This is a genomic window from Verrucomicrobiota bacterium (genome assembly GCA_038744685.1).
GTDB lineage: Bacteria > Verrucomicrobiota > Verrucomicrobiia > Opitutales > Puniceicoccaceae > Puniceicoccus.
On record JBCDMB010000005.1, the window covers coordinates 16,079 to 38,390 of the forward strand.

17 protein-coding genes are annotated in these 22,312 nt (G+C 53.9%); 5 read left to right on the forward strand and 12 right to left on the reverse strand.

Features of this window, described 5'->3' with window-relative positions:
- Positions 1-45: 45 nt before the first annotated feature.
- From AAGJ81_04635 to msrB, 6 genes are all read right to left on the reverse strand, one after another.
- The gene (locus tag AAGJ81_04635) at positions 46-693 is read right to left on the reverse strand and encodes a site-2 protease family protein (GenBank protein ID MEM0965427.1); all 648 of its coding nucleotides are present in this window, start codon (positions 691-693) and stop codon (positions 46-48) included.
- Between the two features lie 168 nt (positions 694-861).
- Positions 862-1,737 (reverse strand): YicC/YloC family endoribonuclease, encoded by an 876-nt coding sequence (locus tag AAGJ81_04640; protein ID MEM0965428.1) that lies wholly within the window; start codon positions 1,735-1,737, stop codon positions 862-864.
- A 182-nt stretch (positions 1,738-1,919) separates the two neighbouring features.
- Complete coding sequence (locus AAGJ81_04645; protein MEM0965429.1) at positions 1,920-2,996, reverse strand: M20/M25/M40 family metallo-hydrolase; 1,077 nt, start codon at positions 2,994-2,996, stop codon at positions 1,920-1,922.
- Positions 2,993-4,078 (reverse strand): sigma-70 family RNA polymerase sigma factor, encoded by a 1,086-nt coding sequence (locus AAGJ81_04650; GenBank protein MEM0965430.1) that lies wholly within the window; start codon positions 4,076-4,078, stop codon positions 2,993-2,995. Before AAGJ81_04650 ends, AAGJ81_04645 begins: the two co-directional genes overlap by 4 nt.
- Positions 4,035-5,570 carry an anthranilate synthase component I gene (gene trpE, locus AAGJ81_04655; protein MEM0965431.1) on the reverse strand — a complete coding sequence of 512 codons (1,536 nt, stop codon included), beginning with the start codon at positions 5,568-5,570 and terminating at the stop codon, positions 4,035-4,037. Before trpE ends, AAGJ81_04650 begins: the two co-directional genes overlap by 44 nt.
- Before the next feature lie 231 nt (positions 5,571-5,801).
- Positions 5,802-6,356 (reverse strand): peptide-methionine (R)-S-oxide reductase MsrB, encoded by a 555-nt coding sequence (gene msrB / locus AAGJ81_04660; GenBank protein MEM0965432.1) that lies wholly within the window; start codon positions 6,354-6,356, stop codon positions 5,802-5,804.
- 167 nt (positions 6,357-6,523) lie between these two features.
- Between msrB and AAGJ81_04665 the strand changes: the two genes are divergently transcribed.
- From AAGJ81_04665 to purB, 3 genes are all read left to right on the forward strand, one after another.
- Positions 6,524-7,105 (forward strand): flavoprotein, encoded by a 582-nt coding sequence (locus AAGJ81_04665; GenBank protein ID MEM0965433.1) that lies wholly within the window; start codon positions 6,524-6,526, stop codon positions 7,103-7,105.
- The gene (gene holA, locus AAGJ81_04670) at positions 7,102-8,214 is read left to right on the forward strand and encodes a DNA polymerase III subunit delta (protein MEM0965434.1); all 1,113 of its coding nucleotides are present in this window, start codon (positions 7,102-7,104) and stop codon (positions 8,212-8,214) included. Before AAGJ81_04665 ends, holA begins: the two co-directional genes overlap by 4 nt.
- A gap of 369 nt (positions 8,215-8,583) precedes the next feature.
- Positions 8,584-10,005: an adenylosuccinate lyase gene (gene purB / locus AAGJ81_04675; protein MEM0965435.1), complete on the forward strand. Its 1,422-nt coding sequence runs from the start codon at positions 8,584-8,586 to the stop codon at positions 10,003-10,005.
- Between the two features lie 691 nt (positions 10,006-10,696).
- On the opposite strand, the gene argH is transcribed toward purB, so the two are convergent.
- The gene (argH, locus tag AAGJ81_04680; protein ID MEM0965436.1) at positions 10,697-12,100 is read right to left on the reverse strand and encodes an argininosuccinate lyase; all 1,404 of its coding nucleotides are present in this window, start codon (positions 12,098-12,100) and stop codon (positions 10,697-10,699) included.
- A gap of 309 nt (positions 12,101-12,409) precedes the next feature.
- On the opposite strand from argH, the gene AAGJ81_04685 reads away from it, so the two are divergent.
- Positions 12,410-14,485: a protein-disulfide reductase DsbD domain-containing protein gene (locus AAGJ81_04685; GenBank protein MEM0965437.1), complete on the forward strand. Its 2,076-nt coding sequence runs from the start codon at positions 12,410-12,412 to the stop codon at positions 14,483-14,485.
- Positions 14,486-14,879: 394 nt separating this feature from the next.
- On the opposite strand, the gene AAGJ81_04690 is transcribed toward AAGJ81_04685, so the two are convergent.
- The 4 genes from AAGJ81_04690 to AAGJ81_04705 all read right to left on the reverse strand — a co-directional run bounded on the left by AAGJ81_04690 (position 14,880) and on the right by AAGJ81_04705 (position 20,687).
- Complete coding sequence (locus AAGJ81_04690; GenBank protein ID MEM0965438.1) at positions 14,880-15,332, reverse strand: hypothetical protein; 453 nt, start codon at positions 15,330-15,332, stop codon at positions 14,880-14,882.
- Positions 15,329-17,053, reverse strand: a complete 1,725-nt coding sequence (gene rpoD, locus AAGJ81_04695; protein MEM0965439.1) for an RNA polymerase sigma factor RpoD — start codon at positions 17,051-17,053, stop codon at positions 15,329-15,331. Before rpoD ends, AAGJ81_04690 begins: the two co-directional genes overlap by 4 nt.
- 299 nt (positions 17,054-17,352) lie before the next feature.
- On the reverse strand, positions 17,353-19,182 hold the full coding sequence (dnaG, locus tag AAGJ81_04700; protein ID MEM0965440.1) for a DNA primase: 1,830 nt from the start codon (positions 19,180-19,182) through the stop codon (positions 17,353-17,355).
- Positions 19,183-19,193: 11 nt separating this feature from the next.
- Positions 19,194-20,687 (reverse strand): tetratricopeptide repeat protein, encoded by a 1,494-nt coding sequence (locus AAGJ81_04705; GenBank protein ID MEM0965441.1) that lies wholly within the window; start codon positions 20,685-20,687, stop codon positions 19,194-19,196.
- Positions 20,688-20,837: 150 nt separating this feature from the next.
- Here AAGJ81_04705 and AAGJ81_04710 point away from each other — a divergent pair, with 150 nt between their 5' ends.
- Positions 20,838-21,866 carry a DUF362 domain-containing protein gene (locus tag AAGJ81_04710; protein ID MEM0965442.1) on the forward strand — a complete coding sequence of 343 codons (1,029 nt, stop codon included), beginning with the start codon at positions 20,838-20,840 and terminating at the stop codon, positions 21,864-21,866.
- Positions 21,867-21,948: 82 nt separating this feature from the next.
- Here AAGJ81_04710 and AAGJ81_04715 read toward each other — a convergent pair whose 3' ends face one another.
- Positions 21,949-22,287 (reverse strand): P-II family nitrogen regulator, encoded by a 339-nt coding sequence (locus AAGJ81_04715; GenBank protein ID MEM0965443.1) that lies wholly within the window; start codon positions 22,285-22,287, stop codon positions 21,949-21,951.
- Between the last annotated feature and the right edge of the window lie 25 nt (positions 22,288-22,312).

Sequence of the window (22,312 nt, forward strand, 5' to 3'; positions counted from 1 at the left end):
CCGCATTCTGAACCTGGATCCATTCGGCAAACTGCCTGCTTTCCCTTACCCGGCGATTGCCTGCATTAAACTCAGGGCAACGTGTGCGACAGAGAGGATCCCTGCCCAAAGGATATGGTGGGCTGGAGTGAGGAAGAGAAGAGCAATGAGAATAAAGAATCCATATTGGGAAAACTTTATGTAGGTCTCATCTCGCATTCCCACTAAGTGCCGGAGCACATGCGATCCGTCGAGTGGTGGCACGGGGATCAGATTGAAGACCATGAGGAGCGCGTTGATCAGGATAATCTGACTGGCGAGCGGATAAATGTTTGCGGGATCGGTGAACCTTGCTGCGATTCCGAAGGCCACAGCTACTACCAGAGCGATCACGAAGTTGGATGCGGGGCCTGCCATCGCAACCAGGATATCGTCTCTCTTTGGATTGCGGAAATTGGATGAATTTACGGGGACTGGTTTCGCCCAGGCGAAGAAAGCTCCCCCTCCGGAAAATAGAAGAAAAAAAGCGGGCACAATAATCGTTCCAATAGGGTCGATGTGCGGGATGGGATTGAAGGTAACCCTCCCCATCATTCGCGCAGTCGAGTCTCCGAGTTTCTCCGCGGTCCATGCATGCGCCCATTCGTGAACCGAAAGGCTGGCCAGGAGGATCAGAAAAAGCTGAAGCGCATCAACGAGAGAGAACTCAGGCATTTCGGAGAACGTAGGGCGTCCGTTTACCCCTGACCAGCGGAAAGTAAAATTCCGGACCTAGCCGAAAAATACGTTTCCGTAGGAAGAGGCTTTATGCCTCGATACGAGTCCTCAACCGATGACCGAACGGTCGAGGGATAAACCCTCTCCTACAGAATAGGTCGATCCTCACTCCACGTTGGCGGCCTGCTCCCGGAGTTTTTCCAGTTCCTGCTTGGCCTCGATCACCTTCGCTGAGATTTCCGCAAGGCTCGCCTTGGAGCCGATGGTGTTCCACTCCCGGTGTAGTTCCTGCAAGATGAATTCCAGCTTTCGTCCAATTGGGTCATTTGAAGAGAAGGACTCCTCCAGAGCGGTGAGGTGACTGTCGATCCGGGTAAGCTCCTCGGTCACGTCGCTGCGATCGGCAAGAAAAGCAACCTCCTTGGCAACCCGTTCATCCGAAGAATCCAGCGGTAGATCCATTTGCTGCAATCGAGCCAGAAGAGCGTCTTTGTGTTGAGGAATCCTGTTCTCGTCGAGCTCTTTGATGGTCTGTAAGATCTCGCGGAGAAGAGTTGTGCGATTGATAAATTCCTCCAAAAGCCGAGCACCTTCCTCAGAGCGCATTTGTAAAAACCCTTCGAGAGCTGAATCCAAAGCCTCGTAGGCAATCTCTTTTACCTCTTCCCAGGAAGGGGCTGTAGCGTCGCGCTCGCAATCGGAGAGGATTCGGTAAAGGACTTCGGCAGAAATCGGAGAATCTGAGCCAAAACGATCGAGTGCCTTCTTCAGGGTGGCTACTCGGCGATCCACCTCAGACCAATCAGCGGGTTCTTCTTCCTTATCACCACTTTCGCGGCCAATCCGCAACTGTACCGATATCTTGCCCCGAGCTACTTTCGGACGAAGGAAGGTGGAGATTTCGGTTTCAAGCCCGCCCCATTCGCGGGGGGCATGAACGGCGACAACCAACCCTCTTTGATTGACGGAATGGATTTCCACCTCGAGGAAATGTGTCTCGTTGGAAGCGGCGCCGCTTCCATATCCGGTCATGCTGTTCATGGGCCTAATGTGGCTTTGAGAGAGACGGAAGGTCGAGTTCTATCTGGTGATTTAAGGGAGGGACGAGCTCCGCCTCGTCCGTGGGTAGGTAGGCAGGTTTGCATATCTTGCTGAGTCCATGGGTGGAGTTCTTCTGCAGGAGCTTTCTCGGACAAGACGGAGCTTGTCCCTCCCGTATTTGACTACCAGTCTCCGCGTCCCCCCGCCTCAAGAGACAATGCAAAATGGCGGATCAATTCTACGCAGGCTTCGACGTCGTTGAGATCAACGACTTCGCTCGGAGTGTGCATGTAGCGAAGCGGAATGGCTACCAAACCAGTGGCCACTCCCGCGCGTGCCATTTGCAACGCTCGCGCGTCCGTAGGGGTCGGCCCAGCCTCGGCCTTGACTTGAACCGGGATATTGGCGGACTCCGCAGCGGCAAGAAGCTTTTCGAAAACAACCGGATTTATATTTGCCCCGCGGTAAACGATTGGTCCGCCACCCAGTGTAAACTTACCCACCTTTCGCGCATCGCAGTCGGGATGGTCGGTCGCATGGCCGACATCAACAGCGATGCCGAAGTGAGGGTTGACCGAGAAGGCCGAAGGGATTGCGCCGCGTGTTCCGATCTCTTCCTGGCTAGTCGAGACTGCAACGACGTTCGCCTGCAGGTCAGACTTAGTTTCAGCCAGACGCCTAACGACTTCATTGACTACGTAGCACCCCGATTTGTTGTCGAACCCGCGTGCGATTCCGACCGACCCATGAAGCGGTTCAAAACCATGGGTATATACGATCGGGTCCCCGAGTGAAATCCTCTCCAATGCCTCCTCTTTAGATGTGGCTCCGATATCGATCCACATTTCGTGAATTTGCGGAATCTTCTTTCGGTCTTCTGGAGTCATTAAATGGATGGCGCGCTTGCCAGTGACTCCTCTCACGTCTCCCGCTTTGGCGATGATCGTGACCCTCCTGCCTGGGATCATGATGCGGTCATGGCCTCCTACTGGCTGAAAATAAACGAAACCCTTGTCGTCAACGTAGCTGACGATCATCCCAAGCTCATCCATATGCCCGGCCAGCATTAGGGTGGGATCGTTACCGTCCCCGATGGAGGCCATTCGGTTGCCGATGGTATCCTTCCGGTAGGTCTCGGAAATCGGACCCATCGTCCGGTCGACTACCGCTTGGATCTCCTGCTCGTAGCCGGATGGAGAACGAGCGTCGAGGAGCTCGCGCAGAAATGAGGGAGGGTCAGACGCGCTCGCTTCGCTCACTGCTCCTGCTGCGACATCGTTTTCTCGTAGAACTCGTGAAGCACCTGCATCCGTTTTTTCTCGAGAGTCTCCTCTTGGATCTCTTCGGCGGAGCGCTGGCGTTCGCGGCCCATCATGTTACGGCGCATTTTGCTGATCGCAATGTTCTGGAGCTGACGTACCCGCTCGCGGGTAATCTCAAACTTCTCACCAACCTCTTCCAAAGTAAGAGGACCCTCGTTTCCAATCCCAAAACGTAGGCGGATGATCTGGGCCTCGCGATCTTCCAAATCATCGAGAATTTCATCCAGGTCGATCATCTGCGATTTGGTGCGCAGGTTGTCGAATGGGTTGATGGCATTTTCGTCACCGACCAACTGTCCAAAGCTCGTGTTTTCATCGTCGCCGATCGGCGCGTCGAGAGAGGTGGGCCGGACGCTCACGGTTTTGAGGTGGGCCACTTTGTTGACAGGGATACCCATCTCCGCGGCGATTTCGTCGTCGTTGGGCTCACGTCCGAATTCATCAGCGAGAGCAGCGGTAATCTTCCGCATCTTTGCAATACGGTCCACCAGATGGACGGGGAGGCGGATGGTTTTACTCTGATTCGCCAGTGCCCGCTTGATCGACTGCTTGATCCACCACGCTGCGTAGGTGCTCAACTTCCCACCTTTATCTGGATCAAACCGTTCCACGGCCTTGACCAAACCAATGTTCCCCTCGCTGATGAGGTCGAGAAGCGGGAGCCCAAAATTATTGTAGTCGTGGGCAATTTTGACGACTAGGCGAAGGTTGGCCTGGACCATGTGGTTCCGGGCTTCTTCGTCTCCCTTTTGGATTCTGCGAGCGAGCGTTACTTCTTCCTCGGGAGTTAGCAGAGGGGTGCGCCCGATTTCCTGTAGATAGAGCTTGAGGGCGCTCTTTTCCGACGACGGCAAATCCCTGACGTCTTCCACCTTGTCCTCATAGGTCTCCACAGACCTCCGGACCTGAAAGTCACCGCGATCTTCCTTGTCGGAGTTAGAAGCTCGTTTTTTCGAAGATGGTGGCATTGGGAAATTAGTCGTGAATCGGTTCTTCGGCTGGAGGAGATTCGCTTTCATCGTGCACTATTTCCGAAATCTCCACGGCTTTCAAGAGGCCACGTGCTTTATTTATGGTTTCTTCAAATTCGGTTTTGGGCACCGAATCGGCCACGAGACCCGCCCCGGATTGGACGAAAACCTTCCCAGACTGAATCAGAGCAGACCGAATGGCTATACAGGAGTCGTGGTTCCCGTCGTAAGAAAAGTAGCCGAGGGCGCCTGAATAAGGGCCTCGCGTGGTCTTCTCCTTCTCAGCGATAATCTGCATCGCCCGCACCTTGGGCGCTCCGCTCACCGTTCCGGCAGGGAAGGTAGCTCGCAGAAGATCAAAGGCGGTGCGATCCGGAGAGATCCTCCCCTCTACCTGCGAAACGATGTGCATGACGTGGGAGTAGCGCTCAATGGTCATGAAATCCGGGACGTGGACCGAGCCTGCCTTGCAGACGCGACCTATGTCGTTGCGCGCCAGGTCGACAAGCATCAGATGCTCTGCCCGCTCTTTCGGGTCGGCCAAGAGGTCTTCCTCCATTTGCATATCCTCCTCAGAGCTTTTGCCCCTGGGTCGGGTTCCCGCGATGGGCCGAATCTCGACTCGATCTCCTGTGAGTCGCACATGCACCTCTGGAGAAGCACCTACCAGGGCAAAATTCTCCGTTTCGAGGATAAACATGTACGGAGAGGGGTTAATCGTGCGCAAGGTCCGATAGAGGTCGATGGGCGTGTGCTGGTACTTCTTCTCAAAGCGCTGAGAGAGAACGACTTGAACCACATCACCCGCATGCACGTATTCCCGGCAGTCAGACACGGCTTGTTCAAAGGTTGCTTGCTCGAAATTCCCCTTTGGAACCGGAATATCGGTTTTATCGGGAACGGAGCGGAGGGCCTTGGGAGCAGGTGCTTCCAGTAGGGTAGCCATCGCCCTAATCTCTCCCAAGGCTCGATCGTAGGCAGAATCGGGATCCTCGTTTTCCCCGACAATAACGGAAGCGCAGAGCTGGAGTTTTTGGTGAGCACGGTCAAAGATGACCAGGGAGTCGATCATCGCGTAATAGCTCACTGGAGTTCCGAGAACGTCTTCCTCAGCCCTCGGAACTGTGGGTTCGATCCTGTGGATGTACTCGTAGGAGAGGAACCCGACCGCTCCTCCAACAAACGGTGGAAGCCCCTCCAGCACAACCGGATCGAAGCGAGCGATTTCTTCTTCGATCAAAGAAAGTGGATCTTTCGGCGTGGGAATCGTCCGTTCGGAGCCATCTCTTTCCCGAATTATCGTGGTCTCTTCCTTGGATTCGAAAATCTTGCGAGGATTACATCCGATAAAACAGTAGCGACTCGCGTTCTCCCCCCCTTCTACTGACTCGAGCAGAAAAGCTGGCTTCGAACCCGATAGCTTCGCGTAGACGGAAACAGGAGTCTCCCAATCGGCAAAGAAGTCAGCTAGGACAGGAATCAGGTTTCCTTGGCTGGTGAGTTTGCGGAACTCTTCGCGGGATGGGCGCGGGATGAACATGGAATGGGTGGAAAGAAAAGGATCGGTGTTTTGGGCTTTTGTAGTGCCCTTGATCGATTGTAGACGCAAGGCGGAAGCGTGCGGAGATAGAGGTCTCAGAGTCCTTGTGACCGTGCAATCTGCAGAGAACGGGAGCGGCTGTTTTAGCTGCCGTCAGTTCGGTCCCTCGGCTACTCTCGGCAGCGAAAGCAGCCGCTCCAAGAGACCTGCGCTGAAGGAGCTCTTCCGAGCCTACGATCCAGACTCGCTCATAGCCTGCAGTTCAGCAATTCGTTTCTCCGCGACTAGCTTTTGTTTCTCGATGAGCTCCGGGATTGCCTCGGCTGACTCTGCAGGAATGAACTTCAGCGCTGTTGAGTTCATGCAGTAGCGGAGGCCAGTGGGAGGGGGACCGTCTTCAAACACATGCCCGAGGTGGCTCCCGCAGGCGACGTTGACGGTCTCGGTACGACGCATTCCGTAGGAGGAATCTAGTTCCTCTCCAACTACATCGGGGGAGATGGGTTTGGTGAAGCTTGGCCAGCCAGTGCCTGAGTCGTATTTGTCTTCGCTTGAGAAAAGAGGCACCTCGGTCGCTGGACAGACAAAGATACCTGGCCTCTTTTCATCCCAGTATTCGTTGCGGAAGGGGCGTTCAGTGCCGTCCTCCCTCATTACGTAAAATTGCTCTGGCGTCAGAATCTCTTTCCATTGCGCTTCAGTAAGGTTAACTAGGGCTCCCCGCCCTTCAGCAGAGTTGCCAGTAGGGAGCCCACAAGCTCCGTCTTCGCAGGATTCAGTGTTCATAGTTCGGGTAGTGAAAAATGAGACGAGGATAGCGACTAGAACACCGCCGCAGATCGCTAGGAAAGCCGTTCGCATTTGAAAAGCGAAATTGGTTTTCCGGAAAAACGCAAATTGGGCACAATGCGCGTTGATCCTGCCGCCTTCCTCACCCTACCATTTCCGTCAAGATGTCAGCAGAGAAGCCAGACTCACTCCCTTCGCTGGGCGATAAGACGGTTGTGCTCGGCGTAACCGGAAGCATTGCTGCGTATCGCGCTGCAGACATCGCAAGCCAGTTGACCCAGCGGGGTGCGTCCGTTTTCCCGGTGATGACCGAAGAAGCTACCCGATTGATTGCTCCTTTGACCCTTAAAACCCTTTCCCGAAATCCTGTCGCGGTAGATCTCTGGCGTGAGGAGGAAGAATGGCAGCCGGGCCACATTGAGCTGGCCGACAACGCGGATCTGCTGTTGGTTGCACCGGCAACCGCTCACACTCTTGCCTGTTTCGCGAACGGTTTGGCTCCGGATCTTCTTACTTCGCTCTATTTGGCAACCGAGGCACCCGTCCTGATTGCGCCGGCCATGAATGGAAAAATGCTCGCTCATCCCGCTACGCAGAAAAACCTAAAGACCCTCGAAGAGCGCGGGCACTCGTTTGTTGAACCAGGCGAAGGAATGTTGGCCTGCGGTTACGAGGGAAAGGGTCGCCTCGCTGCACTAGAGGATATTCTTTCTGCCGCAACCGACCTTCTCTGCAAGGGCTCATGACGGAATCACTTTGCCTCATCCTGGGGGATGATGAGTTTCTCGTGGACCGACGGGCGGGTGAAATTTTTGGACCTTGGAAAGAGGCGGCTGTAGACGAGTATTCTGTAGAGATTTTGGATGGGAGAGTCCAAACCGTGGATGAGGTGTCGGCTCTCATCTCGAGGTTTACCGAAGCGGTTCAGATGGATTCCCTTTTCGGGGGCGGGGCAAAGACGGTCTGGCTTCGCAATCTCTCCTTTCTTGGGGAAGGGCGACTCGGCCAAAGTGCGGGAGCTAAGAGTGAAGTGGAAAGACTGAAGGAGTTGCTGGAAAACCTGACTCCCGAAAGTGGCAGAGTGTTGGTGTCGGGTGCTCCGGTTGATCGTCGACGGACGTTTTTTAAGTGGGCTTCGTCCCAATCAGGGTTTGAAGGAATTGATGCGAGGAAAGCAGGTCCGGCTGCCTTTCAACAGGTCATTGAGTCCGAATGCAAAATGGCCGATGTAACGATCTCGCGGATGGCTTTGGAGATTCTACGGGCCAAACTGAACGGAGAGATTCGGATGGGAGCAGAAGAAATCCGGAAGTTGATCACCGCCTTGCCTGACGGAGAGAACAGGATCACGGAAACTCAGGTGGCTGAAGAGGTTCCCGAGTTTGGCGAAGCGGAGTTTTTTGAAGCTGCCGATCGGTTTTTTCAGGGAGATCTTGGGCATGCACTCGAAGCCATTCGGCGTCACTTCTTTTCCCAGAAAGAGGGGCGGCCTCTCCTCACTAACCTACTCAATCGAAACCGGCTTATGATTCAGCTAAAGGTGTTGGTAGATAGTGGAGAAGTGCGGCTCAGCGGAAGGCGGATTGATGCGGCATCGCTGAAGGAGGTAGCAGATCGGGTGGAGCCTTGGTATGGTCCAACCGGTCAGAAGAATCCGGTCAACGTTTTCGCCCAAAACCCATTTTATCTCGGAAATCTCGCCGAAGCGGCCCGGCGGGTTCCTCTTCGGAAACTCTTTGACTTTCAAACAGCCTTTGTTGGCGCTTTTCGCGAACTCGTGAATCGGCCAGCCGATCATGAGGGTGTCTTCCGCGAGCTTGCGGTTCGTTGCTTGGCTCCGGCGGGAAAGGGGTAGGGGTGGCAGCGTGAGAAATGTCTGGGAGGGACGGGTTCTGTCCTCTGGGTGGTGTATTAGTGACGGGTTTCAACTACAAATGTGCCCCGGACCACGAGGCCGTGGTCCCTCCAAATCGATTGGGTTTTTTCGGGGAGCATAGTTTGCATGATAAGGGAGGGACGGGCTCCGACCCGTCCGTGGGTCAGTAGGCATATCGGAGTATCTTGATTAGATCTCGAAGTGGTTTTTCTATGCGGCCGAGACGGCCTGTCCGCTGAAACCTCGGCGTAGGCTGGGAGCTTGTCCCTCTCGGTAGTCGTCACGGTTAGGTCTTGGAAGTTCACATTCCTTGCGTAGTCTCGGGTTTCTTTCACCGATATTCTCCCCATGATTCCAAATATATTAGCCGAACGATATGCGTCACCCGCGATGAGGGAGATCTGGTCGCCTGCAGGTAAAGTTATTTTTGAAAGACAGCTTTGGGTAGCAGTGCTGCGGGCCCAGAAAGATCTTGGGCTTCCGGTATCCGAGGGAGCCATCGAAGCCTACGAAGCGGTGGTTGAACAGGTAGACCTCGATTCCATCAAGAGGCGCGAAGTCGAGACCCGTCATGATGTGAAGGCAAGGATCGAGGAGTTTTGTGCGCTCGCTGGATTTGAAGAAATCCACCGTGGGATGACCAGCCGGGATCTAACGGAGAATGTTGAACAGCTCCAAGTAGCCCAATCCCTGGAAGTGGTCAGGAAGAAAGCCTGTACGACCCTCGCCCGGATTCAGCAACGGGCCGTAGAGTTTTCAGACCTCGTTTTCCCAGGGCGCACTCATAACGTGCCTGCCCAGCCGACTACTTTCGGGAAAAGGCTGGCGATGTATGGCGAGGAATTGCTGGTAGCGATCCGTTCTTTTGAAAGGGTAGCGGACGCTTATCCGGTCCGAGGTTTGAAGGGTGCGGTGGGTACGCAGCTGGATCTTCAGACTCTTTTTGATGGGAACTCAGCGAAGGTGAAAGAGCTGGAAGAACGCCTCGTTCATCATCTTGGATTTACGAATAGGTTCAAAACGGTAGGCCAGGTCTATCCACGAAGTTTAGATCATGAAGTGGTCAGTGCACTGGTGGGTGTCGCTGCTGCGCCCTCCAACCTCGCCCGAAGTTTGCGTTTGATGGCGGGTCACGAAACCGCCTCTGAGGGTTTTGCCCCTGGGCAAACGGGTTCTTCGGCCATGCCGCATAAGATGAATTCCCGTTCCTGTGAACGCGTGAACGGCTTTCTTGTGCTACTCCGCGGCTATGAAACGATGGCTGCCGCACTCGCAGGCGACCAATGGCATGAGGGAGATGTTTCCTGTTCGGTAGTGCGTAGAGTAGCGCTACCGGATGCCTTCTTTGCGATTGATGGGCTCTTCGAGACGTTCCTCACCGTCCTCGGACAGATGGAGGTTTATCCAGCGGTGATCGACCGTGAGAACGCTACCTACTTTCCGTTCCTCAGCTCCACCACGTTGCTCATGGAGGCGGTTCGCGCGGGCGCGGGACGCGAATCAGCCCACGAAGCAATCAAGAGACATGCGATTGCTACGGTCAACGACCTGCGCTCCGGAAAACAGACGGAGAATGATTTTGCGAAACGCCTCGGCTCTGACCCGGATTTCCCGTTGGATCAGGTCGCCGTCGAGGCAGTCATCGCCAAAGCTCCGGATCTCACCGGTCAGGCGAAAGAACAGGTGAAGGCTTTTGCTGCAGAGGTAGATTCGTATTTGTCGGACAAGGACAAATCGTGGAGAGACTACCGACCTGGGGATATTTTGTAAAAAGACCTACGGTTACATCTCTATGAGTTTATGATCTATCGCTTAACTACCAAGCTGGCCAAAAAGATCTACGAAAGTCCCGTTCAAGTACTCCCTCCCACGGCAAACGAGTTTTTAGATTGGGGTGCGACCTGTTTTTTCGGAGGAGGTTCCCAGTATGTTCTGCTAACACACCGATCAACTTTGCTCTCGTGTGTCTTTCGGGGCCGCGGGGTGACGGATTTTTCTAAATTCCTAGATAGCGCAAACTCGGCTATTCGTGATTGTCTCCTAGAGTATGGGTTTGGATTTGTCTACGAGGCTGTGATAGCACCGAATATGAGGAAGGCTTCGTCGTCAAAGGTGGGTGACCGTAGTCTGAACGGGGTGATGGTGGATTTAGTGAAACACTCAAAGTCCATGTTGGAGGTTAATGACCTGTCGCCACACGAGGTAACTATTCAACTTAACCGGATTCCCCAGTGTTCCCGCAAAGAGACTTGGCCTGTCGAAGCATTTTCGAAATTACAGGGCAATCCAAGGAACTGATCGCGAAGCTGACTTAGCTGTGCGCTTGGTAAGGAGCGGCGACTTCAGTCGCCGGAGTAGGTGACATCATGGGAACCGATGTCGGCAGCTGAAGCAGCCGTTCCTTTGAAGATTCTTCAATCGATCTAGTAGTGCACTAAAACAAGATCTCTCAAAGAACCGACTAGCCCTTTAGCCTTCGGATCCAGCTTTCAATCTGGTCTCTCACCGGTTCCGGCCCGGGCATGCCTACCCCGGACCGTTTGGCCATAGCTCTCTGCAAATCGAAGACTTCCCGCCATCCATCCGTCAAACCTTCAGCGGCTTTTCGTGCTTCTTCTTCCGGAAGTTCATGGATGGGGATTTCCATTTTTTCGGACAACGCAACGAGGCTACCGACTTGATGATGGGCGGCCCGGAACGGAACGCCTTTTTCTACGAGAAAGTCGGCGAGGTCGGTGGCCAAGAGGAGAGGATCAGCAACGGCTTCAGCACACCTGTTCTCGTTGAATCGAATGCCCGGAAGCAAGTCGGCGAGCACTTCCAGGCAATCCTGTAGCGTGTGGAAAGAATCAAAGAGCGGAAGCTTATCCTCCTGGAGGTCGCGATTGTAGGTCAGCGGAAGGTTTTTCACCATTGCCTGCAGGGTGGCCAGGTTGCCTTGTAATCGAGCGGCCTTACCTCGGATCAGTTCCAACGCATCTGGATTTTTCTTCTGAGGCATCAGGCTTGATCCCGTGGTGTAGGCGTCCGGGAGGCTGACAAAGCCGAATTCGGCGCTGTTCCAGAGGATCAAATCCTCAGCGATCCGCGAAAGGTGGAGTCCGGCAAGTGACGCATGGAAGCAGAACTCCAAAGGTGCGTCCCGATCGGACACCGCATCCAAGCTGTTTGCAGAAAGCCGGGGCGAACCGGCCTCGTCCACGAAACCGAGACTTTTTGCAACATGCGCCCGATCAATCGGAAGAGTTGTCCCGGCCAGAGCACCCGAGCCAAGAGGCAGGACGTTGATCCTTTCCCGGAAGAGAGAAAACCTTTCACGATCCCGACCAAACATTTCGGCGTATGCGAGAAAATGGTGAGCCGCCGAAACTGGCTGGCCCCGTTGAAGATGGGTGTAACCGGGAAGGAGCAGATCGACCGTCTGTTCGGATACGTCGACGAGCGAGTGAAGTAGAGTTGCAAATGACTTGTCGAGACTGTCAGCTGCGGCCCGGAGGTAGAGCCTAACGTCCGTAGCCACCTGGTCATTCCTGCTTCGCGCAGTGTGGAGTTTTGCCGCTACCGGAACTTTGGCAGAAAGAGCCTGTTCGATGTTCATATGAACATCTTCCAAAGCGGGATCCCATTCAAACTCTCCCAGCGCAATTGCATCTCCAATGTCTTTGAGGCCTTTCGCGATTGCCTCGTTCTCTTCCTCGGTGAGGATACCAACGGATGCCAGCATCGCGGCATGTGCGAGGCTGCCTTCGATGTCAAAGGGTGCTAACTCCGCGTCAAAGGATACGGATTCGCTGAATGCTTGCATCCGTTCCGAAGGACCGCCGGTAAACCGTCCGCCCCATGTCGCCTGTTTATTCTCACCCATTGCGCCATTTCGCCGGATTTTTGCGCTGAAATCAATCCGACAGATTGAGGTGGTTTTTTGGCTAGTGACGGCAGTGCGAAGTAACTTGTTCGACTGAAAGTGAATCGATGTCCGGGCAATCTTTCTGGATTGCGATGATGTGGGAGAGAAGGAGCGGCGGCTTCAGCCGCCGAAGCCATGCGCCCCGACTGCGACCGGCTTAGCCAGGTCGGCAGCTAAGGTAGCCGCTCCCAATATGTACTCCCCACGAAGTTGGCCTGTCCACGAGTTGACCCGTCGCGACGCCAGTCGTAACCTTATCCCATTCCAATGAAGCTTTTCTGTATTTCTTTTCTTTTCGCATGGCTCGCCACACAGGCATTCGGCGCGGTTGGTGAGCAAGTCCGCGACGGGCAGGTGGCGGCCCAGATCGTAACCCCGTTTTCTGAGGTCGCTCCCGGTCAAGAAATAACGATCGGCGTTCGTTATGACCTAGACGAGAAATGGCATACTTATTGGAGAAACTCAGGGGATACAGGGTTGCCGATCTACATTGAGTGGATGCTTCCAGACGGGGTAGAGGCAGGAGAGTTGGAATGGCCCTATCCAGTCACCTATCGCAACGCTCACCTCGTCGACTATGTCTATTTTGATACCGTCACACTGTATACTACTTTAACGATTCCTGAGAATTGGGAGGTGGGTCGCGTTTTCCCTGTTGAGGTCGAAACGGATTGGTTGATGTGCGAAGAGATTTGTATTCCCGGAAAGGCAAGTCTCTCTCTTTCAATTCCTGTCGGGAGTGAGTCAATTGTGGATCCGGCGGAGAAAGAGGCCTATGAAGATACGGTTGAGCGGTGGCCGGCCCCGGCGGATGAGGTCTCAGCAGAGGTCCGTCATTCGGGTGACCGTATTCAAGTGGTCGTTACGGGAGTCGATGTGGCCGATGAGGAGATCGAAGGCCTTCAGTTATACCCGGTCGATCCGTTTATCGCTCCCGGTGGAGCGTTCTCATGGTTTCTCGATGACAATCGTTTAGTCGGGAATTTTGAAAAGTCTCCCTATGCTTCGGCGATTCCTGAAACGGCCGAGCTCGTGATGGTGAAGGAGTCCGGATGGGAAGAACTGGACGGCTTGAAAGCCCTCTCGGTTTTAGCGGTAGCCTCGGAAGACCGGATTCTTGCCACGGGAACGACGGGTTCCACAGGTGGTGGAAGCGGTTTAGGAGGATTGCTTCTTGTAGCATTTGTTGGTGGAGCCATTCTCAATCTGATGCCCTGTGTCTTTCCTGTCCTGGGACTGAAGATCATGGGCTTTGTCGAGAAAGCGGGGAGTGATCGGAACAAGATCGTTGGCCACGGGCTGCTTTTCACGGTGGGAGTGCTGGTTTCGTTTTGGGTCCTTGCAGGAGTGCTGATTGGTTTACGAGCCAGTGGTGCCGAACTTGGTTGGGGTTTCCAGCTCCAGAGCCCGGTTTTTGTTTTTGGAATGGCCGCGTTTCTCCTGCTGTTTGCCTTGAATCTGAGTGGAGTCTTTGAGGTCGGGTTTAAAATCGCGGCTGCTGGTGCAAGAGCAGAGAAAGGAGAGGGTCCTCTCGGGTCGTTCTTTTCCGGGGTGCTTGCGACTGTCGTAGCGACTCCTTGTTCGGCCCCGTTCTTGGCGACAGCCCTTGCGGGAGCATTGACTTTACCGGCCTTGGAATCGTTTCTGACGTTCACGTTCATCGCTCTGGGTCTTGCGGCGCCTTACCTGGTGCTCAGTCTTTTCCCCAGCCTGCTTAAGAAACTGCCCAAACCCGGTGCTTGGATGGAATCGTTCAAGCAGTTAATGGCGTTCCCATTGTATGCGACAGTGGGTTGGCTGATCTACGTGCTAGCAGGTCAGGTAGAGGGATCCGTATTTCTTCGCATTTTGTTGTCCTTCACCGTTTTGGCCTTGGCTGCCTGGGTCTACGGGAGGTACGGGGCTCCACACAAGAGCGCTACGACAAAACGAGTTGGATGGGTAGTCTCTCTCCTTCTCCTTGCGGGTGCCGCTGCTTACGGCTACCCGCGTGAAAGTAAGATCGAGTGGTTGACGTGGTCACCGGAGAAAATTGAAGCACTGCGTGAAGAAGAACGGATCATCTATGTCGATTTCACCGCCCGCTGGTGCGCGACCTGCCAAGTCAACAAGGCTGTGGTGTTTTCCTCAAGCGAGGTTCTCAACTTTATAGCCGACAACAACGTTGCCTTGGTAACTGCGGATTGGACGAACGAAGATCCGGCGATCACTCGGCGGTTAGCGGAGCTGGGGAAAGCAGCGGTCCCGGTCAATGTGGTCTACCTCCCTGGAGAGACCGAGCCTGCCGTTCTTCCTGAAACCCTCACCCCGGGTATTGTCCTGAGCGCTTTGGAAGGAGATTAAAAAAAAATCCCCTTTCCGCAGAGCGGAAAGAGGATTCCCGGGAGAAGGCTCCGACAACAGTCACACCCCTGAGTCCATCGCCGGAGAGCCTTCGGTTGGCAACTGATACTAAGCTGCTTCCCCCTCCCGGTGGGTGGTATTCCCTCCCAAAGCGAAATAACGAGCACCCATTTTCGTGCAGTGGCCCAGATTGGCTGTTTGAACAACCGTCCGGGTAATTAGGTTTACATTTGGCATAGCTCGAAATGAATATTTGTGAGACTCATTCTCATGAAGTAGGAAGAAGGAAGGTTTCGCAAGCTAAATTTCTCCTTTTTTTAGACTTTCGAAGGAGCTGATTCGGTATCACTCCAAACGTGGCGCTCCCGGATCAACGTAGAATGCCCAGGGGGGGTTATTGCGGGGGGAGCCTCTCCGCTTGGTTGTAGCGATTGAAGAGATACTCGGTCCATTCAGGGCCTGGGATACGCACTTCCGCGTTCAAGGGAATCGAGCCTTCTACGACCCGTGCTCCGAAGGAACGACCTTCAATTTCGCCACCGCCGATCAGAACGCCGTTCAATTGAGTTCCAGTAGGATCGAGGGCCAAAAGAAAAGCCGGCTCGAAGGCAGGGCGGGGAGCGTCCATTCGCACGACGGCAAAGTCTTGCCGTTCGTTGAGCCAGATTACTTCCCCGATTCTAACGTTTGGATTGAACTGTAAACCCGCCGAGTTGATTCCCAATGGTTCAGGTTCAGCCGACTCTGGGGAGTCACCACGTCCGAAACATCCTGCAAGAATCACCGAGAGGCCGAGTAGAATCGAGCCGGATCGGAGAGTCCGCAGGATTCGATCTTTTCGGATCATTGCCCGCGGGCGTCTTGTTCGGCTCCCACCATAAACTCGTTCGTGCCCGATCCTTCCTGAGCCTGATCGGAATCGAAGAATCCGTGGAGCTGACGGATTCGGGTCGGATGCCGCATCTTTCTCAGCGCTTTGGCCTCGATCTGACGAATCCGCTCTCGGGTCACCTCGAACTGGCGTCCCACTTCCTCCAGAGTGCGGCTGTAGCCATCGACCAATCCAAAGCGTAGTGATAGGACCTTTTTCTCCCGCTCGCTCAAACTGTCGAGCACATCGACGATTTTCTCGCGGAGGAGTGAGTAAGCGGTCTGGTCATAAGGATTCTCCGCCGTTTTATCTTCAATGAAATCCCCGAAATTTGTATCGTCAGAGTCCCCGACCGGGCTTTGAAGACTGACGGGTTGCTGAGCCATCTTCAGAATTTGGCTCACCTTTTCTACGGGCATATTCATTTCTGAAGCCACTTCCTCAGGAGTCGGTTCGTGCCCAAGGTCCTGGAGGAGGAGCTTTTGAATCTGCAGCACTTTGTTCAGAGTCTCGATCATATGGACCGGGATTCGGATAGTCCTCGCCTGGTCAGCGATTGACCGCGTGATTGCCTGACGAATCCACCACGTCGCGTAGGTCGAAAACTTGTAACCGCGGCGATACTCGAATTTCTCAACGGCTTTCATCAGGCCCATGTTGCCTTCCTGAATTAAGTCCAGAAAGGAGAGGCCCCGATTGGTATATTTTTTCGCTATGCTGATGACGAGTCTGAGGTTCGCCTCGACCATCTCGGTTTTCGCTTTGTGTGCTTCGCGGACAGCTTTTCGGACGGCCGAAATCTCGGTCACAAGATCGCGAGCCTCAATTCGGCGCTCTCTTGAGATCTCGTCCAGCCGTTTTTCTACCTTGCTGAAATCGACAGCCTTCTTTCTGCGGATCGTAGATCTTTCAGCGACTTCAATGCTCTCGATCAGATCTTCTGCTTCGCGAACAGCTGGTTCGATGTCTTTGAGAAACTCTTCAAATACCTTCAGTTTGAAGCAGAATTTCCGATGAAACGGTTTTAGCTCGGCCAGATATTTTTTGAAGCGGGTGCGGGCACGTTTGCAGTTTGCCGGGGTGCTTCCGGTGAACGAGTCAACCCAGGAGCGGTCGAGCTTGTTGTCCAAATTCTTCGCTTTCTCGATCCAGTTGGGTAGGCCTTTGAAATAGTTCTCACGGCTATCGATTCGTTTATCCAGCACGATTTGGTCGAATCGCTCTTCCCGGGAAAGGAGCCTCTCGGCAAGACGAATCTGGAAAGAGTTGGAAAGCCCGGTAGCGAAAAGAAGTTCCTGTGCTTTCTGCTCGGCGTTCTCAATTCGTTTCGAAATGGCAACTTCCTCTTCGCGGGTGAGCAGCGGCACCTGCCCCATCTGCTTGAGATACATACGAACCGGGTCGTCAAGAATGTCGTATTGTGATTCGCGGGCCTCAGTCGTTTCGTTCTTTTCTTTCCTCTCCTTAAACTTCTCAACTTCCTCGTTATCCAGAATTTCGATCTCAAGGTTGGCGAGGATTTGGATCACATTGTCGATTTCTTCCGGGTTGTTCAGGCTTTCCGGAAGTCCCTCATTCAAGTTCTTGTAGGTGAGGTAACCTTGGCTTCTTCCCTTGCCGATTAACTCGCGAATCCGGTCATTGAGTTCACCCTTCTCAGTCGGATCAATGTTGCCGGAGGCGCTTTGCTTTTTCATCTCCTTGACGGCTGCAGACACCTCTGCTTCCCGGGCAGATTTGGCCAGGTCGACCTTTTTAGCCGCTTTTTTGGCTGCTACTACTTTTCGGGATGTAGTTTTGACCGAGCCCTTCGTGGCCTTTTTGGGGCTAGGCGCTTTTTTGGAGATAGCTTTGGTGGCCGCTTTCGATTTAGTCGCCGCTTTTTTGGCAGTCGCTTTTTTGACTACTTTTTTCGAAGCCGCTTTTTTGGCAGTCTTTTTAGTGGCGGCCGTTTTTTTAGCGCTCTTTTTTTGTGAAGCTTTCGCTGGCATCAGGTTTAATCGGGCGTGGTGGCGAGGGAAGGTGGATGTTGGCTGAGTTTTCTGAGGTCTCTCCTGCGGGCTTGCAAAGCTTGTATTTCTGAAGCACCGACAGGGAGGGAGTTGATGATGTCTACAAGACGGGCAATCTCCGCAGTGGCAAACTTCCGGACGAGTCCGTTGAAAGCGTCCTGAGCGAGTTTTTCTGGTGCTTCCAGCTCCTCTGGATGGACCAGAAGTCGTGCGATAACCGTTCGTTCTTCGTCTTCCTCACAGTCATCTTTAAACCTTTCGATTGTCTCGAAAGAGCCTTCGAACAGTTCAGAAGCAAGACGACGCAAGATTTTTGCCTCTCTTGAATCTTCTGTAATCCATTCACAGATAGATATTTGCGTAAGTAAAACACGGATATTTGGAAATTGCAAAGCCAGAAACAGTAGCACCTCCACGTCCCCTGTCAACCGAAGATCAGAGGGGGGAGCCTTTCCTTCTTCTGCGCGGGCCAATGGAGTATACGCTTTTTGCGTAAACCGTTCATAATCATTGGATACTGCTTGTGCGTCCGTTCGAAAATACTTTGCGACTTCGTCAAGGTAGTCACGTCTCGTCACTTCTGACTCAAGCAACCGGAGAAGGCCGAAGATCTCTTCGAGCGCAGCGGTTCTCGCGGATACATCCATATGACCTTGATTGGGTGCAACGTGACTCAGGGCGAATTGGATGGGTGAATAGGTTTTTTCTCGGATGGCTTCTAGAGCTTGAGGGCCTTCTTTGCGGAGTAGGTCATCGGGGTCGGAGCCTTCGGGAAGAGGAGAGAACTGCAAGTCTACACCCGTTCTGAAACCGATAGGGAGAAGCTTGTAAGCCGCACCTCGTCCAGCTCGGTCTCCGTCCAAAAGGACATTTACCCGGTTAGAGAATCGTTTGAGGAGAAGGAACTGTTCCTCTCCTGCTGCGGTGCCCTGCAAAGCAATTGCCTCTCGGACACCGTTTTCCCAGCACCGGATGACATCCAGTTGCCCTTCCATCAGAAGAAACTGGCCACTGCCCCTCACGACGGATCCAGCTCGGTCCAACCCGAAAACGATTCGCCGTTTTTGGAAAAGAGGTGTTTCCGGAGAGTTCACATACTTGGCATCCGCGGTGCGATCATCGCTTGGGAGCAGCGGCGTTACCCTTGCGGTGAACCCTATGACGCGGTCCTGAATGTCTCGGACGGGTACCATTAGGCGCCCTCTGAATCGGGGGAAGAAACGAGCCTTTGGGCCATGGCGGTCGTAGAAGAGTCCCGACGCATCGAGGACCTCTTCGGCAAATCCTTTTTTTCGGAGCGCATCGATTAAACTCTCTGGATCGGTAGGTGCTAGGCCAATCCCGACATCGGTCGCGGTTTCGAGCCGAAACTGCCGCTCCTCTGACCAGTAATGCCGAATTGCCTTGCCGGCATCGTTGTTGGCGGAGAATTGCAATGCGAAATAGGCCGCTGCCTGCGCATTGATCTCGAAAAGCTGTTTGCGCATCGACATTTCACGGCGACTTGGCCCTCCGGCTTCGTATTCCACCACCACTCCAGCTTTTTCAGCAAGGTGCTCGACCGCTTCCTGAAAGTTCAGGTTCTCGAGTCTTTGCACAAATCCAAAGACGTCTCCTGCCTCTTGGGTGCTGTAGCAGTAGAAGACGTTCTTTTCCGGATTCACAAAAAAGGAAGGGGTTTTCTCCTCGGTGAAGGGGCTCAACCCTTTGTATTCCCGACCCGCTCGCTTCAGCGCTGTGTAGCGTCCGGCAATTTCAACCAAGTTGGCCCGTCGACGCACCTCGTCGATCGTGTGTCTCGCGATCACCGGCATGATGCGGGTGTTTAGGGGAGGGCGTTGAGCTCGCGGCGGGCGGCCGGAACCTCTGGGTGGTCGGGAGCCATTTCGATGAATTCGTTGTAGAAATAGGCCGCATTCATTTGGTTCCCTCCCGGTTGGGCGTAAACCCTAGCGAGTGAAAGGACAATGTCGGGACTGTTCGGAATCTGTTGGTAGGCGTTCTCCAATTCTTCAACAAAGCGGGCTCGCGAACGGGATTTTTGGATGACGTCCAAATAGGAGAGAATGAACTGCAAGCTATCTGGATCGCGTCTCCGGGCTTCCAGAATGGTAATCTCTGCATTCTCTGGCTGATTGGCCATCAGGTAAGTAGCTGACAATTCTGCCCAAAGCTCTGCGTCTTCAGAGTCTTCTTGGACAGCCATCCAAAAGAGCTGGATCGCTTCCTCTAGAACTCCGGCTTGACGTGCTTCGAAAGCTTTTTCCGCCGTTGTCGGTGGTGGCGGCGGAGGAGGAGGAAGCGGATCAACTTCTGGAAGGAATGTTTCAACCGGATCAATCGCCAACAATTTTCCGAGAAGCTGGTTACCGACTAGTTCTTCTCCATCTTTCTCAGAGACAGACATGTCTTCTCCTGATTCTCTTCCCTGGGTCGCCTCGCCAGCCTCGTCCGAAAGATCCCCAGCTTCTCCAAGATCAGTTGAATCATTTGCCTCGTCCAAGATTGGATCAGCACGGTTTTCCAGCATAGCGATTTGTTCTGCGAGGGCATCCTGAGTCGCTCGCCACAGAAGAATTTGCTCCCTTGCGGCGGCAACGCGGCTCGCTTCGACAGCACCGGGAAACTCTTCATCGAGAGTGTTGAGAATTTCTTCTGCCGATTCGTAATCTTCGCTGCTGTAGGTGACGAGTAGTAATCCCATTAAGGCGCGGAAACGATCTTCGGGAGATTCTTCGAGTGCGGTTTCGAAATAAATTTCAGCTTGTGCTGCGTTACCGGCCTCCCAGTAAAGTTCTCCGACCGAAGCCGCGAACTCGGGATTACGCGAGGGCCCGTCTAGTCCTTCTGCCCGCAAGTGGGCACTGAGAGCGGACTGGAATCGATTGGCTTGCGCAAGCAGATCGGCAGACAAACGCCAAGCGTCTTCGTCATCTGGATACAACTCGAGATACTCATTCAGGACGCGGAGTGCCCGTTCCGCTTCACCCTCTGCAACAAAAAAAACGGCTGCGGGGTAAAGGGCTTCCGCAAATTGCGGATCGGTCTGTCCAGCCTGCTCGTAGAAAAGGGCTGCGAAGAATCCGTTTTCCGCGCCCTCGTAAGCTCGGCCGATCTCGAATAAAACAACCCCGCGGTCAGGGAAATCGAGGTTCAGTTGATTGAGGATTTCAATAGCCTCTTCGTAACTTCCTTGATCGATCAGGGTTTGAGCGTTTTCGACGCTTCGAAGGAACTGAGCTTCAGGATCAGCACAGCCGCCCAGAAAGAGGCACAAACCGATCCACAGAGAAAGGGTGGTGCGGGAATTCGGCGACATGGTGGGCTATGCTTGGACGCTTCCCGAGGCTTTGCAAGCTTCACGCGGGGTGAGATTGTTTTTAAAAGGGAGGGCTTGCCTTCGTGAAAGACAATCGGTTCTCGAATCCCTGCTATCGACAGAATTGATTGGGCTTGCTACCGGTGTGTTGTGATTTCGATAGGCAAAGCTGTTCTTTGCAGCGCTCTAACAGTTGCTTCGGTCCCGGTTTCACTATCCTCCACACTTTCCGTCTCAGAGGAGGCTTTTCTTTACGTGGGCGAAGAGGACTCCCAGAAGCTGGATTACCAAACCGCGGTTCCGCTCCTTCTTGCGGAATGGGAGGAGGCCTATGGACCCATACAGCCGGGTCCAACTGGAAAAGTAGTCATGAAAGTATACACGAATTCTGGGCTTGGACTCCGCACGCCTCAGGGGTTGGTTCTCGCACTCGCAGAAGCTTTGGAAGATCGGGGATTTCTGAGGGAGAATTTGGCGATTGCCGACCTTGATAGAAGGCGTTTGCGAGCGGCTGGTTACTTGCCGCCGCTGAGCGAGGGTGGGGATCTCTTTCAGGGAATCCCTGTGATCGCTCTCGACGATCCTTCAAAGCATCTAGCCGATTGGTTTTATGAAAGCCCTTTGCCGCCCGATCCTCTTCTCGGCGTAGGGGAAACGGAAGCAAGTCGCGAACTTTTGGAGGGAGATGAGGATCGCAAAAGCTTTCTTCCAACACCGCTCCTATTCGACCTGGATTTTTGGATCAATCTGCCGGTAGCCGTCGAGCATCCAATTCTGGGAATCAGTGGTGCGTTGGCAAATGCTGGAGTCTGGGCGGTCAGCAATCAATCGCGCTTCTTTACGCGACCGGTAAGCGCCGCCAGTTCTGCAGTCGAGATCGCCGCGATCCCAGAGCTCCAGCGCACATGGCTCTTCTCCCTTCTCAGTCTGGAGAAGTTTCAGTTTATTGGAGGTCCCCGGTACAACGAACACTACACAGAGTCACGGCCGGAGCTGCTCCTCAGCAGCGACCCGCTTCTGCTCGACCGCTACGCGCTGGCCGCTCTAAACGCTAGTCGCCTCAATCGCAATTTCGAGCCGATCACTCCCGAGCCTCTCTTTTTCCGCTATGGAGAGAGCCTTGATCTGGGGAATCCAGACCTCGATCCGGTTCGGATACGAATTGTTGGCTCCGAATGAACCCGCGGACTATCGTGAAATAAAAAGAAGCGCCTCCCGGAGTGTCCCGGGAGGCGCCTGAATTCAAGTAACTGGTCAGGACCTAGAGAGCAGCTTCGCCGGTCTCGTCAGTTCGGATCCGAACGCACTCTTCGATCGGTATGACGAAGACTTTACCGTCACCGATCTTACCGGTTTTGGCTGCCTTGACGATGGTTTCGACCGTCTTGGGTGCGAGTTCCTCGGCTACTGCTACCTCGAGCTCAACCTTGGGAAGGAAGTCCACTGTATACTCGCTACCGCGATAGATTTCAGTGTGACCCTTCTGACGACCAAAGCCTTTCACTTCAGTCACGGTCATGCCTTCGATGCCGATTTCGGCCAGAGCTTCCTTCACCTCTTCCAGTTTGAAGGGCTTGATGATGGCTTTGATGAGTTTCATAGATTTTTCCTTATACTTAGGATGA

Coding starts and splice junctions, on each gene's coding strand:
- rpoD (MEM0965439.1), bottom strand. CDS start 17,053: ATGAAAAAGCAAAGCGCCTCCGGCAACATTGATCCGACTGAGAAGGGT.
- dnaG (MEM0965440.1), bottom strand. CDS start 19,182: ATGCCGGTGATCGCGAGACACACGATCGACGAGGTGCGTCGACGGGCC.
- trpE (MEM0965431.1), bottom strand. CDS start 5,570: ATGTTCATCCCGCGCCCATCCCGCGAAGAGTTCCGCAAACTCACCAGC.
- argH (MEM0965436.1), bottom strand. CDS start 12,100: ATGGGTGAGAATAAACAGGCGACATGGGGCGGACGGTTTACCGGCGGT.
- AAGJ81_04705 (MEM0965441.1), bottom strand. CDS start 20,687: ATGTCGCCGAATTCCCGCACCACCCTTTCTCTGTGGATCGGTTTGTGC.
- holA (MEM0965434.1), top strand. CDS start 7,102: ATGACGGAATCACTTTGCCTCATCCTGGGGGATGATGAGTTTCTCGTG.
- AAGJ81_04650 (MEM0965430.1), bottom strand. CDS start 4,078: ATGAAAGCGAATCTCCTCCAGCCGAAGAACCGATTCACGACTAATTTC.
- AAGJ81_04665 (MEM0965433.1), top strand. CDS start 6,524: ATGTCAGCAGAGAAGCCAGACTCACTCCCTTCGCTGGGCGATAAGACG.
- AAGJ81_04685 (MEM0965437.1), top strand. CDS start 12,410: ATGAAGCTTTTCTGTATTTCTTTTCTTTTCGCATGGCTCGCCACACAG.
- purB (MEM0965435.1), top strand. CDS start 8,584: ATGATTCCAAATATATTAGCCGAACGATATGCGTCACCCGCGATGAGG.
- AAGJ81_04690 (MEM0965438.1), bottom strand. CDS start 15,332: ATGATCCGAAAAGATCGAATCCTGCGGACTCTCCGATCCGGCTCGATT.
- AAGJ81_04640 (MEM0965428.1), bottom strand. CDS start 1,737: ATGAACAGCATGACCGGATATGGAAGCGGCGCCGCTTCCAACGAGACA.
- AAGJ81_04635 (MEM0965427.1), bottom strand. CDS start 693: ATGCCTGAGTTCTCTCTCGTTGATGCGCTTCAGCTTTTTCTGATCCTC.
- AAGJ81_04715 (MEM0965443.1), bottom strand. CDS start 22,287: ATGAAACTCATCAAAGCCATCATCAAGCCCTTCAAACTGGAAGAGGTG.
- msrB (MEM0965432.1), bottom strand. CDS start 6,356: ATGAACACTGAATCCTGCGAAGACGGAGCTTGTGGGCTCCCTACTGGC.